Below are 13,393 nucleotides of genomic sequence, written 5' to 3' on the forward strand. Positions count from 1 at the left end.
ATGCGGTTGATGGGATGGTCGTTGCTTCTGGCGCTCATATCGGGCGAAGCGTTGGCCCAGGCCTGCGTGGTGCACAGTACGGCTGAGCGGCTCGACGTGAAGGTTTGCCAGCAAAACCGCAACATCCCGGAAAAACTGTTTGCCGACGGATTCTGCCAACCGAATCTGCCCGGGCAGAAAGTCGAGGTGCAATACGTCGACCAATGCCCCACCGGCGCGTTCGGGGTGTGCAGCAACGCTCAAGTCGCCAATATGCCTTACCGGCAGGATATTCACTATTACGGCGTGGCCACCGATGCGGCGTATTTGAAGCCGTTTTGCGAAGCCCAGAGCCAGGGAACCTGGCTCAAACCTTGAGCGCTTGGCTCAACCTTCAAGGACGCCATCATCAGGCGGTCGCCTCTTCATGCCAAGGACCAAACGGATCGGGCAGTAACTGCCAGCCCTCGACACCCAAGGCCATTTCAGCATCCGTCAGCAGGCAGTTATCGAGTTCGACAGTGAGTTGCGCGAAGTCGATGTTCTGGCCGATGAACACCAGCTCCTGGCGGCAATCACCGGTGGCCGTCGTCCAGTTTTCCATGATCCCGGCGGTACTTTCTTCGTCTTGCGGCCACTGGTCTTTCGGCACGAAACGCCACCAGCGCCCGGCAAAACCATGGCGCATCAAGCCGCCGGCCTGGGACCAACTGCCTGCGTCCCTGTGTTTGCTGGCCAACCAGAAATACCCCTTGGAACGCAGCAATTTGCCGTTCACCCACGGACGGTCGATAAAGCTGAAGAAGCGCTGCGGATGAAACGGTCTCCGCGCCCGATAAGCGGTGGAGGCGATACCGTATTCCTCGGTTTCCGGCACGTGTTCACCGCGCAACTCCTGCAACCATCCCGGCGCCTGAGCGGCCTTTTCGAAGTCGAAGCGCCCGGTGTTGAGGATCTTCATGAGCGGTACTTCGCCCATGACCATCGGAATGATTTCAGCCTGGGAATTGAGCCGTTCGAGGATCGCGATCAACTCCTGACGCTCGCGACTGCTGATCAAATCGATCTTGCTGATCAGAATTACATCGGCGAATTCGATCTGCTCGATCAACAGGTCGGTGATTGAGCGTTCGTCCTCCTCCCCCAGCGTTTCGCCCCGGGAAGCAAGGCTTTCGGCGGCCTGATAGTCGAGCAGAAAGTTCATGCCGTCGACCACGGTGACCATGGTGTCGAGCCGCGCGATGTCCGCCAGGCTCTGCCCTTCTTCATCGCGAAATGTGAAGGTTTCCGCCACGGGTAGCGGCTCGGAAATGCCCGTGGACTCGATCAACAAATAATCGAAACGACCGTCCTTGGCGAGTTTGCTGACTTCTTCGAGCAGGTCTTCGCGCAAGGTGCAGCAAATGCAGCCGTTACTCATTTCCACGAGTTTTTCTTCGGCACGGTTCAGGCTGACATCGCGTTGAACTTCGCTGCCATCAATGTTGATCTCACTCATGTCATTGACGATCACCGCGACCCGCAAATTATCGCGATTACGTAGTACGTAATTAAGAAGTGTACTTTTTCCGGCGCCGAGAAAGCCCGACAGGACGGTCACGGGGAGACGATTGGGCATCAGGTATTCCTCATCAGGATGTGGCCGGTCAAATCGCCCGTTGATGGCGTTCGCGTAGCTCTTCACGTTCTTTGGCTTCAATACACAGAGTGGCGGTGGGCCGCAGCAGCAGGCGCTTGAGACCGATCGGCTCACCGGTTTCGTGACACCAGCCGTACTCGCCGCGGGCCAGGTGTTCGAGGGCTTCGTCGATCTTGTCCAGAAGCTTCTTTTCCCGTTCCAGCAGGCGCAATTGCCACTGGCGCTGTTCTTCGGCGCTGCCGATATCGGCGGGATCGCTGTGGGGTTCCTGCTCGCGCAACGCGTCGAACTCGCCGCTGATACGCTCCTGCAGCTCGCTGCGCTGAGCCAGCAACAGCTCGCGAAAGAAGCCTTGCTGGGCGTCGTTCATGTAGTCGGCGGCAGGTTGAGCGAGGAGTTCTTGTTCAGTCATGGTGGTGGATCATCAGAGCGGGTGTATTTTAATGTTATAGTATAACAACACAGATAAGCCACTCCCCTCTTGCTCGCTGCGAAAAAGGGCACGATGCTTTAGCCCGTCCGCCCCCCCTTGAGAAATGCCATGGGAAACGCCCTGAAACTCTCACTGCTGAGCCTTTCGTTGCTGATCGCGGTCGATGCCCGGGGACAAGTCCCGAACCTGGCCAACTGCACTCGCAGCGCCAATCTGCTGGCCTGCGTGGATGCCGACGGCAATGCCTACGGCGTTAACACCGTCGGTAGCACGATCTATCTGCGCGGCTTCGAAGTGACCGGTAAACGCTATTGGGCGCAAACCAACAGCCGCTACGGGCAGCTGACGTTCTTCACTGGCATCGCGTCCGATGGCGAAGCCTGGGTCGGCTACAACCGCCGGGTTGGCTGGACAACCATCAATCGGTTTTCCAGTTCCGGCGGCAGCAGCGGCAAGTTCACGTGTAGCCGAATGACCGGCTGCTAGGCCTGCGCTTTTTTCTGTTCCTGCTGCCAGGCGATGTAGCTGTTCATGGGTGGGTTCTTCTGAAAATAGCGCTGCAAACCTTCGAACAAACCATCCGCCACGGCTTGCTGATGGCGGGCGGTCACCAGTCGCTGGCTGTCGCGGGCGTTCGAGATGAAGCCGGTTTCGACCAATATCGACGGCACATCCGGCGACTTCAACACGGCGAATCCTGCCTGCTCGACACGCTTCTGATGCAGCGTGGTGATGCCCGCCAGGCTGCCGAGCACCGTGCTGCCCAGTTGCAAACTGGCGGCGATGGTGGCGTTCATCGACATGTCGAGAATCACCCCGGCAAGCATCGGGTCCTTGTCCTTGAGATTGAGCAGGCTGGTGGCGCCCAACAGGTCCGCACCGTTCTCCCGTTGCGCCATGAAGCGCGCCGTGGCCGAGGTCGCGCCGCCTTCGGACAGGCAGTACACCGACGCGCCTGAAGCGGTAAGACGCGGCGCCGCGTCCGCATGGACCGAGATGAACATGTCGGCCTTGTGCTTGCGGGCAATCTCCACGCGCTTGCGCAGCGGGACGAAGAAATCGTCGTTGCGCACCAGTTTCACGTCGAAGCCCTTCTCGCGCTTCAGTCGCTTGGCCAGTAATTGGGCGATCGATAGCACCACGTCTTTTTCCCGCTCACCTTTGGCGCCGACCGCGCCCGGATCTTTACCGCCGTGACCAGGGTCGACCACCACCACGATGTCGCGCTTGGGGTGAGCCTTGTCGGTGACGGGTTCAGGTTTTTCCGACGGCGCCGCCGCGATCTGTAGCGGTGCAGCGGTCTTCAGATCGAGCACCAATCGGTGCCCCTGTCCATCCTGTGGCGGCAGCAGGAAGCTGTTGAGCTGCACCGGGCCGCGGAGGTCGAGGACGATCCGCGTATCGCCCTGACCGAAATGCCCGGAACGGATTGAGCGAATCACCGTGTTGCCGAGTGCCAACTGACTGAAGTCGCCACTGAGATTGGCGCCACTCAGATCGATGATCAACCGCTCTGGAGCACTCAGGGAAAACGTCTTGTACTGCACCGGCCCGCTCAGGTCGAACACCAGTCGCAACTTGTCATCGGAACGCCACAGCCGTGCATTGCGAATTTGCGTGGCCGACGCACCAAAGGGTAAAGCCAAGGCCGCGCTGGCCAGAATCAGGTTGAGCAAGTGACGTCTGTGCATGTGAAAGCCCGTTCATGAAAAAGGCATCGTCGATTTGATTGTTATAATATAACATGCCAAATCAACTCCCACGATGGACCTGCTCATGAATGCGCTGACTCTGCCGGATATCGCCGTGCAGGCCTCACGCCAAGCCCTGCCACTCGATTGGGTGGGCATGTGCGGCATTGCTCTTCCTGTTTTATTCGATGGCCAGCGACTGAGCGCTAAGGCCGACGCCGGCGTTAGCCTTGACGATGGAGAGGCGCGCGGCATCCATATGTCGCGGCTGTATCTGGCGCTGGAAATGCTTGAGCAGGAACACCTTTCACCCGCTTTGTTGCGGCGAGTCTTGCAGAATTTTCTCGAGAGCCATGAAGGACTTTCCCGCAACGCTTACCTGAAAATTCACACCGAACTATTGCTCAAAAGACCCGCGCTCATCAGTCCGCTAGCGGGTTGGAAAACTTATCCGGTGAGCATCGAAGCCAGTTTGAAAAACGCGATGTTCCACGTGGAACTAAAAATCGACGTTCCTTATTCCTCAACCTGCCCGTGCTCAGCGGCACTTTCGCGGCAGTTGATTCAGCAACAATTCGTTGATGACTTCGCCAATCGGTCATTGCAACACGCCGACGTTCTGGCTTGGCTCGGCTCCACGAAAGGCATCGTTGCCACGCCGCATAGCCAACGCAGTAATGCGAAATTGCAGCTGCGTCTGGACGACTATCTGGATGATCTGCCGCTGATCGCCGCGATCAACGACGCGGAAGCAGCCCTCGGCACTGCCGTGCAAACCGCCGTGAAACGCGCCGACGAACAAGCTTTCGCCCTCGCCAATGGTCAGAACCTGATGTTCTGTGAAGACGCCGCCCGCCGCTTGCACCTGGCCCTGAAACGCTCCCCAGGCATCAACGCCTTTCACGTGCGAGTCGTCCACGCCGAAAGTCTTCACGCCCACGATGCTGTCGCCGAAAGCCGTTGGAACTGGGAGGCCGTATGATCCGATGCCAAGGCTTGCGCTGGGGTGCACCCGGACAACCGCTCACTCCACCGGTGGATTTCGAATTACCCAAAGGCAGCCTGACCGCCGTCATCGGTGCCAACGGCTCGGGTAAAAGCAGCCTGCTGAAAGTCATCGCCGGGCTGCAAAAGCCACTCACCGGAAAAGTCATCATTGATGTGCCACGCCAAGGCGGCCTTTCGTTTCTGCCTCAGCAACAACACCTGGACCGGCAATTCCCCATCAGTCTGCAAGAGTTGGTGGCTGCCGGTTTCTGGGGCTGCAAACAAGTGCCGGAGATTCGCAGCCAGCGCCTCAAGTCCGCGCTGGAAGACTGGTGTCTGACAGGCCTGGAACATCGCCCATTGATGGCCCTCTCCGGTGGCGAATTGCAGCGTGCCCTGCTCGCCCGGCTGAGTCTCGCCGAAGCCCCCTTGTTGCTGCTCGACGAACCCCACGCCGCGCTCGACGAGCTCGGCCAGGCGTTGCTCTGGAAACACATCCACGGCTGGCATGCCGAAGGCCGAACGCTTGTAGTCGTGTGTCATGACCTGGCCGCCGTGCGCCAACACATCCCACAAGCGCTACTGATCAAAAGCAGCGGCTGCGTCCTCGGCCCCAGTACCGATCTGATTCGCCAACAACCCCAGACGCAGGTGGCTTGATGATCGCTGCCGCTCAGCTTTGGCAACCCTTCCACGAATTCGTGTTCATGCGCCGGGCGTTGCTCGGTGGTCTTGTTCTGGCGTGCAGCACCGCTCCACTTGGGGTGTTTCTGATCCTGCGGCGCATGAGCCTGATTGGTGACGCGGTGGCTCACGGCATCTTGCCCGGTGCCGCATTGGGTTTCTGGCTCGCCGGTTTGAGCTTGCCAGCGCTGACCATCGGCGGCCTCGGTGCCGGCCTGAGCATGGCCGGACTGGCCGCCTGGATCACCCGTCGCACCGGCCTGCGGGAAGACGCGAGCCTGGCCGCGATCTACCCGATATCGCTGGCCAGCGGCGTGCTGATCCTCGGCATCGCCGGTAAGCGTCTGGACCTGTTGCACCTGTTGTTTGGCTCGGCGCTGGCGGTCGATGGTCCGACGTTGACCGGCATGCTTTGGGTCTCGGGCTTCAGCCTGATCGCCATGGCCCTCATCTACAAACCCCTGTTGCTGGACACCCTCGACCCGCTCTTTCTGCAAACCGTCAGCCGCCTCGGGCCACTGGCTCACGGAGTGTTTCTGACGCTGGTGGTGCTGAACCTGGTGATCGGTTTCCAGGCCATCGGCGCCCTGATGGTGGTCGGCTTGATGATGTTGCCGGCCGCCGCTTCTCGCTTCTGGAGTCGCCGCTTGCCCGTACTGATCGCCATCGCCGCACTGCTCGGCTGCCTCTCGGTCTGGTTCGGCTTGTTGCTGTCGTTCTACTACTCGCTGCCCAGCGGTCCGGCGATCGTGCTGGTGGCTGGCGGTTTGTATCTGCTGTCCGTGGTGTTCGGTCCGGTGCACGGTTTGCTGCGCCGCCCGCCTTTGCTCACATCCCAATGAGGTGTTGCCCGATGCGCGCTTTACTCGTGCTGTTCAGTTTGATGCTGTCGATGTCGTTGTCTGCCGCGGAAAAACTCCAGGTAGTCACCAGCTTCAGCATCCTCGCCGACATGACCCATCAGGTCGGCGGCGATCACATTCAGATCACCAACATGGTTGGGCCGGATGCCGACGCCCATACCTACGAGCCCACTCCAGACGATGCAAAGGCACTGCTCAAAGCCAGACTGATTATCAAGAACGGGCTAGGTTTCGAGCCGTGGCTGGACCGTCTGGTGACCAGCACCGAGACCAAAGCACCGGTCATCAGCGCCAGCCACGGTGTCATTCCACGCTCGCTGGATGAAGACGGCGAAACCATCCCGGACCCGCACGCCTGGCACAATCTGGCGAACACCGAGCTGTACATCAGCAACATCACCAAAGCGCTGATCGCCGCCGACCCTGCGAACAAAGCCGACTACGAACACAACAGCCAGGCCTACCTGAAAAAGATCTACGCCTTGCTCGCCGAGGCCAAAGCCAAGCTCGGTTCGCTGCCGCCGGGTAATCGCAAAATCGTGACCTCTCATGACGCCTTCGGTTATCTCGGTCAGGCTTACGGCATCGACTTCATGGCACCTCAAGGACTGTCCACCGATCGCGAACCGTCGGCCGCCGAAGTCGCTGCGCTGATCACTCAGATCCGCCAGGCCAAGGTCAAAGCGGTGTTCATGGAAAACATCAAGGACGCACGCCTGCTCAAGCAAATCGCCGATGAAAGCGGCGCGCATATCGGCGGCACACTGTACTCCGATGCCCTCGCGGAGACCGGCCCGGCCAGCACGTTCGCCGGGTTGTTCGAATACAACCTCAACACTTTGTACGACGCGTTGAGCAAGCCATGATCCGCAAGAATCCTTCGGGCGATCTGCCGTCGATTGCAGAGTCGGCGTACGTGGATAAAACCGCCATCATCTGCGGCAAAGTGGTGATTGGCGAGAACGTGTTCGTCGGTCCGTACGCGGTGATTCGCGCCGATGAAGTGGATGATTCCGGTGAGATGGAAGCGATCACCATCGGAGCCAATTCGAACATTCAGGACGGCGTGGTGATTCACTCCAAGTCCGGTGCGGCGGTGACCATCGGCGAGTTCAGCTCCATCGCCCACCGCTCCATCGTGCATGGCCCCTGCACCGTTGGTAACCGTGTGTTCATCGGGTTCAACAGCGTGCTGTTCAACTGCGCCGTGGGCGACGGTTGCGTGGTGCGGCACAACTCGGTGGTCGACGGTCGTGACCTGCCTGAGGACTTCTATGTGCCCTCCACCACGCGCATCGGTCCCAATACCGACCTGTCGCAGTTCCCACCGGTAAGTGTCAGCGCCTCGGAGTTTTCCGAAGACGTGGCGCGCACCAACGTCGATTTGGTGCGGGGCTATAAAGCCCTGCAAAACGAGTTCTGACCATGAGCAGCGTGCTGATTCGCAACGCCCGGTTGGTCAATGAAGGTCGTGAATTCGACGGCGATCTGCTGGTGAGCCACGGTCGCATCGTCAAGATCGCCAGCAGCATCGAAGGCGAAACGGCCACCGTGGAAATCGACGCCAACGGTCAATGGCTGCTGCCGGGCATGATTGATGACCAGGTACATTTCCGCGATCCAGGAGCACCGGACAAAGGCAGCTTTCACACCGAATCCCGTGCGGCAGTGGCCGGCGGTATCACCAGTTTCATGGACATGCCCAACACCTCCCCGGCCACCCTGACCCTCGCCGCGCTGGCCGACAAGAAACGTCGAGCAGCGACCCGTTCAGTGGCCAATTACGGTTTTCATTTCGGCGTGAGCAACGACAATCTCGACACCGTCGCCGCGCTCAATCCTTGCGAGGTGGCCGGCGTCAAAGTGTTCATGGGCGCCTCCACCGGCAACATGCTGGTGGACGATCCACGGATTCTCGAACGGCTATTCGCCGAGGTGCCGACCCTTCTTTTGGCCCACTGTGAACACACACCCAGCATCGAAGCCAATGCCGCGAACCTGCGAGAGCTGTTCGGCGAGCACCTTCCGCCCGCTGCTCACCCGCTGATCCGCAACGCCGAAGCGTGCTTTCGCTCCTCCTCAATGGCCGTTGATCTGGCCAAGCGACACGGCACCCGACTGCACGTTTTACACTTGACCACTGCCCGTGAGCTGGCACTGTTTGAAGACCAGCCGCTGGCACAGAAGCGCATCACCGCCGAGGTCTGTCTGCATCACTTGCTGTTCGACGATCGCGACTACCCGAGCCTTGGCAACCTGATCAAGTGCAACCCGGCGATCAAGACCCAGGCCGACCGCGACGCCTTGCGCAAAGCGCTGTTGAGCAATCGACTGGATGTGATCGGCAGTGATCACGCGCCTCATACCTGGGCCGAAAAGCAGCGGCCCTACCATCAGGCGCCGTCCGGTTTGCCGTTGGTGCAACACGCCCTGCCCGCGTTGCTGGAGCTGGTGTGCGATGAGATATTGCCGATCACCACCCTCGTGGCCAAGACCAGTCACCGGGTCGCCGATCTGTTTGCCATCCCCGACCGCGGCTACCTGCGCGAAGGCTATTGGGCCGACCTGGCATTGATCAAAGCCGAGCCCGCTGGGGTTGCCGTTTCCCGGCAACCGATCCTCTCGCGATGCGGCTGGACGCCCTTCGCCCGGCACCGCTTTCGCCACAGTGTCAGCACCACGGTCGTGTCGGGGCAAATTGCCTGGCATGACAAACGTCTAAATGAGAACTGCCAGGGTTTACCCCTGCGGTTCATGCGCTAACGCACGTTTAGAAAGCCTTTGAGAATACCGATCATGATCCATATAACCCTGCCCGATGGTTCATTGCGTGAGTACGATCAGCCGCTGTCTGTGTATGAAGTGGCTGCAAGTATCAGTCTCGGGTTGGCTAACGCGGCGGTGGCCGGTCGGGTCGACGGCGTGTTGGTGGACTGTGGGTTCCTGATCAAGGGCGATGCCCGGGTGAGCATCGTCACACCCCAGGAACCCGACGGGCTGGAGATCCTTCGTCGTTCCTGCGCGCTGATGCTGGCGATGGCCGTCAAGCAACTCCATCCGAATGTGCAGTTGGGGGCAGGATCGTCGCTGGGTGATGGCTTCTTTTATGAGTTTGCTTTCCAGCGCTCTTTAACCCTGGCCGAGCTGCCCCTGATTGAAGCGCGCATGCGTGCACTGGCGGCGACCAACCACTCGATCCGCCGGGAAACAGCTCCCCAGATGACGTCAACCGAACGGTTATCGCTGTATCGCCTGGGGGATTTTGAAAGCTTTGCTGCAGGCCCGCATGTTCCCACTACCAAGCTGTTGCAGGCCTTCGCTCTGGATCACATCAGCGGCGCATTGCAGCAACGGATCTACGGCACATGCTGGTCCAGCCAACAGGAGCTGGACACTTGGCGAGCGCCGCCACAGGTGATGGTCGTGAACATCGATGAACGTCAGACCGGTTATGCGCACTCGGTGACCGAAGCGCTACGCCGCCGCGGACTGCGCGCCAACTCGGACCTGCGTCACGAGAAAATCAGCCACAAAATTCGCCAGCACAGCCAGAAAGTGCCGTATCTGTTGGTGGTGGGAGAGAAGGAAAAGCACGGCGGATTTGTCAGCATGCGCAGCGGCAGTGGAGAGGATTTCGGGGAGAAAGGGATTGAGGCGGTGTGTGAATTGTTGGGTCCACCGAAGACTGGAGGCGTCTGAGCGAATGCCTTCGCGAGCAGGCTCGCTCCCACAGGGATCGCGTATGACCTTGTGGGAGCGAGCCTGCTCGCGATGCTTTAGGCCCGTGGCTTAACGGTCCCGCAATCCTGTCCCAGCCACACAGCGCGGGTATCCAGGCTACCCTTCTGCTGAATCCCGGTGGCGTTGAAGGTGCCGTTGACCTTGGTGGTGAACTCACGATCACTCATAAAAGTGGCGACTCCGGTGCCCTGGGCTTTCGGACAGCTGAAACGGAATTTCCACTGGTTGCCGGTACGTTCGGTGATTTGCTGCTTGCAGCCCGATTGCGGATCCGTCAGTGGAATGTTGTCGCTCTTCACCTGCTCAGGCGTCAGGCACGCCCGAATCCCTTTGCCACCCATGGTGATGCCCTGCTTCTCCAGCTGCGCGCGCTGTTCAGGGGTCATCTGACTCTGTATCTGGCCGAGAATCAGCTGCAGATCGGGCAGGTTCTGTTCATCGACCTTCATGTTGCTTGAGGTCAATTCCCACAAACCCGGTTGCAGCATCTGTGCCTGAGCGGCCCCAGGAAGTGCCAAACCAAACGCCATGGCCAAACCCAGCAGACGAACGTTCATCGAGTAACTCCTGATCATTAGTGGCCGTTAGACGTCAGCCAGGGGCTTCGGTTCATGGGCCAATTAAATAGCGACATTCTGCACGGAACATGGTCTTTTAAGCATTGAATCTTCAGGAGCAAGGCTGCCCCATGGATTATTTTGGACCGCATGTTTTCGGTTATCTGATCGCTCTGCTGCACACGCTGGGCTTGTTCGCCGCCATTCATGCCGTATTGACCGTTCGGACCGCTCAGGGCTCGATCGCCTGGGCGCTGTCTCTGCTGTTCATTCCTTATCTCACGCTCGTCCCCTATCTGGTCTTCGGTCGCAGCACCTTCGATGGCTACATCAAGGCCCGGCGGCAAGCCAACGAGGAAATGCGCAAGGCAATCTCCGAGTTGAACTGGCGCCCTTGGGTAGAAGAGGCGCTGGCCGCTCGCGCTTCCAGCGCTTACGCGTCCCTGAGGGCCATGCCGAAGTTAGGGCGCATGCCGTGTCTGGCGAATAACGAAGTGCGCTTGTTGATCGATGGCCAGGCCACCTTCGAGGCGATTTTCGAAGCCATCAGCCAGGCCCGCGAAGCGGTGCTGATCCAGTTTTTCATTATCCACGACGATCGTCTCGGCCAACGCCTGCAAACCCTGCTGATGAAGAAAGCGGCCGAGGGCGTGGCCATTTACCTGCTCTACGACCGCATCGGCAGCCACTCCCTGCCCCACGGCTATGTGCAACCGTTGCGTGATGCCGGCATCGAGGTCAAAGCCTTCGCCACCCGCAGCGGCTGGCTCAACCGCTTTCAGGTCAATTTCCGCAACCACCGAAAAATCGTGGTGGTCGACGGGATTGTCGGATTTGTCGGCGGGCTCAACGTCGGCGACGAATACATGGGCGAGAAACCGCCCCTGGCGCCATGGCGCGACACTCACGTGCAAGTACGTGGACCGGTGGTGGCCAGCATGCAGGAGTCCTTCGCCGAAGACTGGTTCTGGGCAGCCCGTTCGCTACCGCCGTTGATCCTGCCGGATGCATATCCGGACGACGGCGTGCTCTGCCAATTGCTGGCTAGCGGCCCGGCAGACGCCTATGAAACCTGTTCGCTGTTCTTCGTTGAAGCCATCCATGCGGCGGCGGAACGGGTGTGGATCACCAGCCCTTACTTCATCCCCGACGAAGCGGTATTCGCCGCGTTGCGACTGGCGGTGCTGCGCGGTGTGGATGTGCGGATTCTGCTGCCGTCGCGACCGGATCACCGGATCGTCTATGCCGCTTCCAGCCTTTATGCCTTTGAAGCGGTACGCGCCGGAGTGCGCTTGTTCCGTTATCAACCCGGGTTCATGCATCAGAAAGTAGTGCTGATCGACAGCGAAATCAGCGCCATTGGCAGCGCCAATATGGACAACCGTTCGTTCCGGCTGAATTTCGAAGTGATGTTGCTGACGGTCGACAGCGCGTTTGCCGCGCAAGTGGAACAGATGCTTAACGATGACTTTGCCCAGGCTCATGAAATCGCCAAAGAAGAAGGCCGGGAGACCCGCCGCCTGCAACAGGTCGGCATGCGGATCGCCCGGCTGATTTCACCGATTCTCTAATTGTAAATATCGTCGCGGGTCCAGGGCAGTTCATGGCTGCCATCGGGATGGGTCTTCACCGCAAGGATTTGATGCAGGTTGATCCAGCCTCTGGCGAAGGCATAGGCGCACCCCGCCAGGTACAGCCGCCAGATCCGTAGAGCCTGATCCGGCACCAGTTTGCCGGCGGCTTCCAGATTGTCTTCCAGGCGTTCGCTCCAGTGGTCCAGGGTTCGCGCGTAATGCAGGCGCAGACTCTCGACATCGACGATCTCCAGCCCCGCGTCGCTGATCTCGGCCGAGATCATCGACAGATGCGGCAGCTCGCCGTTGGGGAACACGTACTTCTCGATGAACTCACCGGCACCGCGCCCGACCGGACGACCGTCGATGTGTTTGGCGGTGATCCCGTGGTTCATCACCAGGCCACCCTCTTTCACCGCGCCGAACAAGGTTTTGCAGTACTCGGCCAGATTGGCGTGGCCAACGTGTTCGAACATGCCGACGCTGACCACCTTGTCGAAACGCCCATCCTGAGGCAGATCGCGGTAATCGAGCAGTTGCAGCTCGACCTGATCCTCCAGGCCTTCGGCTTTCACCCGTTCGCGGGCCAGTGCCAATTGCTCCTTACTGAGCGTGATCCCGAACACCTTCACGCCGAACTCCCGAGCCGCATACCGCGCCAATCCGCCCCAGCCGCAACCGACATCCAGCAGATATTCGCCTGGCTGTAACCGTAGCTTGCGACACAAGTGGCGAAACTTGGCCTGTTGGGCTTGCTCGAGGGTTTCACTGCCGGTCTCGAAGTAGGCACAGGAATACGCCATGTCGCTGTCGAGCCACAGTTGGTAAAACGCGTTGGAGAGGTCGTAGTGGTAGGAGATGGCCTTGGCGTCGGTTTCCTTGTCGTGAACCGAGCGCACCGGTTGTTCATCTTCGTCCTCGTTGATCAGCGCCTGACTCCATTCATCGCAGACACGAATCACGTCGCTGATGGAGCCTTCCAGCTCCAGCCTGCCTTCGACAAACGCCGCCCCCAGCGCGTCGAGGCTTGGATGGGTGAATTGGGTAACCATGTGTGGGTCCTTGACCACAATGGTGACGCTGGGCGTCGGCCCCAGATTGAACTCATGGCCGTCCCACAGTCGCAAGCGAAGCGGTAATTGCAGATTCTGTAAGGCCGGTGGAAGTTGCGCGAGCATGAAAAGTCCCCCTTGTTCAGACGTCAAATCTGAGGGTAGACCATCCTTGAAAAATAGCAGGCTACCG

At 59.6% G+C, this 13,393-nt stretch carries 15 protein-coding genes; 10 read left to right on the forward strand and 5 right to left on the reverse strand.

Annotated features, from left to right (window positions below; translation table 11 throughout):
- Positions 1 to 357 (forward strand): NADH:ubiquinone oxidoreductase, encoded by a 357-nt coding sequence (locus KGB14_RS24515; protein WP_223489259.1) that lies wholly within the window; start codon positions 1 to 3, stop codon positions 355 to 357.
- Positions 358 to 388: 31 nt separating this feature from the next.
- Here KGB14_RS24515 and zigA read toward each other — a convergent pair whose 3' ends face one another.
- The gene (gene zigA / locus KGB14_RS24520) at positions 389 to 1,597 is read right to left on the reverse strand and encodes a zinc metallochaperone GTPase ZigA (RefSeq protein ID WP_223489270.1); all 1,209 of its coding nucleotides are present in this window, start codon (positions 1,595 to 1,597) and stop codon (positions 389 to 391) included.
- 28 nt (positions 1,598 to 1,625) lie between these two features.
- Positions 1,626 to 2,030, reverse strand: coding sequence for an RNA polymerase-binding protein DksA (dksA, locus tag KGB14_RS24525; RefSeq protein WP_223489280.1), 405 nt, complete (start codon positions 2,028 to 2,030; stop codon positions 1,626 to 1,628).
- Between the two features lie 129 nt (positions 2,031 to 2,159).
- On the opposite strand from dksA, the gene KGB14_RS24530 reads away from it, so the two are divergent.
- Positions 2,160 to 2,537: a glutamine synthetase gene (locus KGB14_RS24530; protein ID WP_223489282.1), complete on the forward strand. Its 378-nt coding sequence runs from the start codon at positions 2,160 to 2,162 to the stop codon at positions 2,535 to 2,537.
- Here the strand turns inward: KGB14_RS24530 and KGB14_RS24535 are convergent.
- Positions 2,534 to 3,742, reverse strand: a complete 1,209-nt coding sequence (locus KGB14_RS24535; protein ID WP_223489284.1) for an N-acetylmuramoyl-L-alanine amidase — start codon at positions 3,740 to 3,742, stop codon at positions 2,534 to 2,536. The genes KGB14_RS24530 and KGB14_RS24535 overlap by 4 nt on opposite strands.
- Positions 3,743 to 3,827: 85 nt before the next feature.
- Here KGB14_RS24535 and folE2 point away from each other — a divergent pair, with 85 nt between their 5' ends.
- From folE2 to KGB14_RS24570, 7 genes are read left to right on the forward strand one after another with little or no spacing between them, the layout of a single operon-like run.
- A complete protein-coding gene (folE2, locus tag KGB14_RS24540) occupies positions 3,828 to 4,724 on the forward strand; it encodes a GTP cyclohydrolase FolE2 (RefSeq protein WP_223489727.1) in 897 nt (298 codons plus the stop codon).
- Positions 4,721 to 5,389, forward strand: a complete 669-nt coding sequence (locus KGB14_RS24545; protein WP_223489295.1) for a metal ABC transporter ATP-binding protein — start codon at positions 4,721 to 4,723, stop codon at positions 5,387 to 5,389. The genes folE2 and KGB14_RS24545 overlap by 4 nt, the downstream gene beginning before the upstream one ends.
- On the forward strand, positions 5,389 to 6,255 hold the full coding sequence (locus KGB14_RS24550; protein WP_223489297.1) for a metal ABC transporter permease: 867 nt from the start codon (positions 5,389 to 5,391) through the stop codon (positions 6,253 to 6,255). Before KGB14_RS24545 ends, KGB14_RS24550 begins: the two co-directional genes overlap by 1 nt.
- Positions 6,256 to 6,266: 11 nt before the next feature.
- Positions 6,267 to 7,142, forward strand: a complete 876-nt coding sequence (locus KGB14_RS24555; RefSeq protein ID WP_223489299.1) for a metal ABC transporter substrate-binding protein — start codon at positions 6,267 to 6,269, stop codon at positions 7,140 to 7,142.
- On the forward strand, positions 7,139 to 7,699 hold the full coding sequence (locus tag KGB14_RS24560; RefSeq protein WP_095632813.1) for a DapH/DapD/GlmU-related protein: 561 nt from the start codon (positions 7,139 to 7,141) through the stop codon (positions 7,697 to 7,699). Before KGB14_RS24555 ends, KGB14_RS24560 begins: the two co-directional genes overlap by 4 nt.
- A 2-nt stretch (positions 7,700 to 7,701) precedes the next feature.
- On the forward strand, positions 7,702 to 9,039 hold the full coding sequence (locus KGB14_RS24565; RefSeq protein ID WP_223489310.1) for a dihydroorotase: 1,338 nt from the start codon (positions 7,702 to 7,704) through the stop codon (positions 9,037 to 9,039).
- 33 nt (positions 9,040 to 9,072) lie between these two features.
- On the forward strand, positions 9,073 to 9,975 hold the full coding sequence (locus KGB14_RS24570; RefSeq protein WP_223489319.1) for a His/Gly/Thr/Pro-type tRNA ligase C-terminal domain-containing protein: 903 nt from the start codon (positions 9,073 to 9,075) through the stop codon (positions 9,973 to 9,975).
- Between the two features lie 77 nt (positions 9,976 to 10,052).
- Here KGB14_RS24570 and KGB14_RS24575 read toward each other — a convergent pair whose 3' ends face one another.
- A complete protein-coding gene (locus KGB14_RS24575; RefSeq protein WP_223489321.1) occupies positions 10,053 to 10,574 on the reverse strand; it encodes a DUF3617 domain-containing protein in 522 nt (173 codons plus the stop codon).
- 131 nt (positions 10,575 to 10,705) lie between these two features.
- Here KGB14_RS24575 and cls point away from each other — a divergent pair, with 131 nt between their 5' ends.
- Complete coding sequence (gene cls, locus KGB14_RS24580; protein ID WP_223489323.1) at positions 10,706 to 12,145, forward strand: cardiolipin synthase; 1,440 nt, start codon at positions 10,706 to 10,708, stop codon at positions 12,143 to 12,145.
- Here the strand turns inward: cls and cfaB are convergent.
- Positions 12,142 to 13,326, reverse strand: a complete 1,185-nt coding sequence (gene cfaB, locus KGB14_RS24585) for a C17 cyclopropane fatty acid synthase CfaB (protein WP_223489325.1) — start codon at positions 13,324 to 13,326, stop codon at positions 12,142 to 12,144. The two genes, cls and cfaB, sit on opposite strands and share 4 nt — an antisense overlap.
- Between the last annotated feature and the right edge of the window lie 67 nt (positions 13,327 to 13,393).

It is taken from the genome of Pseudomonas sp. A-RE-19 (genome assembly GCF_019956555.1).
In the GTDB taxonomy this organism is placed as follows: domain Bacteria; phylum Pseudomonadota; class Gammaproteobacteria; order Pseudomonadales; family Pseudomonadaceae; genus Aquipseudomonas.

Bases quoted from the DNA above. Each gene is read 5' to 3' on its own strand.
- KGB14_RS24515 (WP_223489259.1), top strand. From the start codon at position 1: ATGCGGTTGATGGGATGGTCGTTGCTTCTGGCGCTCATATCGGGCGAA.
- zigA (WP_223489270.1), bottom strand. From the start codon at position 1,597: ATGCCCAATCGTCTCCCCGTGACCGTCCTGTCGGGCTTTCTCGGCGCC.
- dksA (WP_223489280.1), bottom strand. From the start codon at position 2,030: ATGACTGAACAAGAACTCCTCGCTCAACCTGCCGCCGACTACATGAAC.
- KGB14_RS24530 (WP_223489282.1), top strand. From the start codon at position 2,160: ATGGGAAACGCCCTGAAACTCTCACTGCTGAGCCTTTCGTTGCTGATC.
- KGB14_RS24535 (WP_223489284.1), bottom strand. From the start codon at position 3,742: ATGCACAGACGTCACTTGCTCAACCTGATTCTGGCCAGCGCGGCCTTG.
- folE2 (WP_223489727.1), top strand. From the start codon at position 3,828: ATGAATGCGCTGACTCTGCCGGATATCGCCGTGCAGGCCTCACGCCAA.
- KGB14_RS24545 (WP_223489295.1), top strand. From the start codon at position 4,721: ATGATCCGATGCCAAGGCTTGCGCTGGGGTGCACCCGGACAACCGCTC.
- KGB14_RS24550 (WP_223489297.1), top strand. From the start codon at position 5,389: ATGATCGCTGCCGCTCAGCTTTGGCAACCCTTCCACGAATTCGTGTTC.
- KGB14_RS24555 (WP_223489299.1), top strand. From the start codon at position 6,267: ATGCGCGCTTTACTCGTGCTGTTCAGTTTGATGCTGTCGATGTCGTTG.
- KGB14_RS24560 (WP_095632813.1), top strand. From the start codon at position 7,139: ATGATCCGCAAGAATCCTTCGGGCGATCTGCCGTCGATTGCAGAGTCG.
- KGB14_RS24565 (WP_223489310.1), top strand. From the start codon at position 7,702: ATGAGCAGCGTGCTGATTCGCAACGCCCGGTTGGTCAATGAAGGTCGT.
- KGB14_RS24570 (WP_223489319.1), top strand. From the start codon at position 9,073: ATGATCCATATAACCCTGCCCGATGGTTCATTGCGTGAGTACGATCAG.
- KGB14_RS24575 (WP_223489321.1), bottom strand. From the start codon at position 10,574: ATGAACGTTCGTCTGCTGGGTTTGGCCATGGCGTTTGGTTTGGCACTT.
- cls (WP_223489323.1), top strand. From the start codon at position 10,706: ATGGATTATTTTGGACCGCATGTTTTCGGTTATCTGATCGCTCTGCTG.
- cfaB (WP_223489325.1), bottom strand. From the start codon at position 13,326: ATGCTCGCGCAACTTCCACCGGCCTTACAGAATCTGCAATTACCGCTT.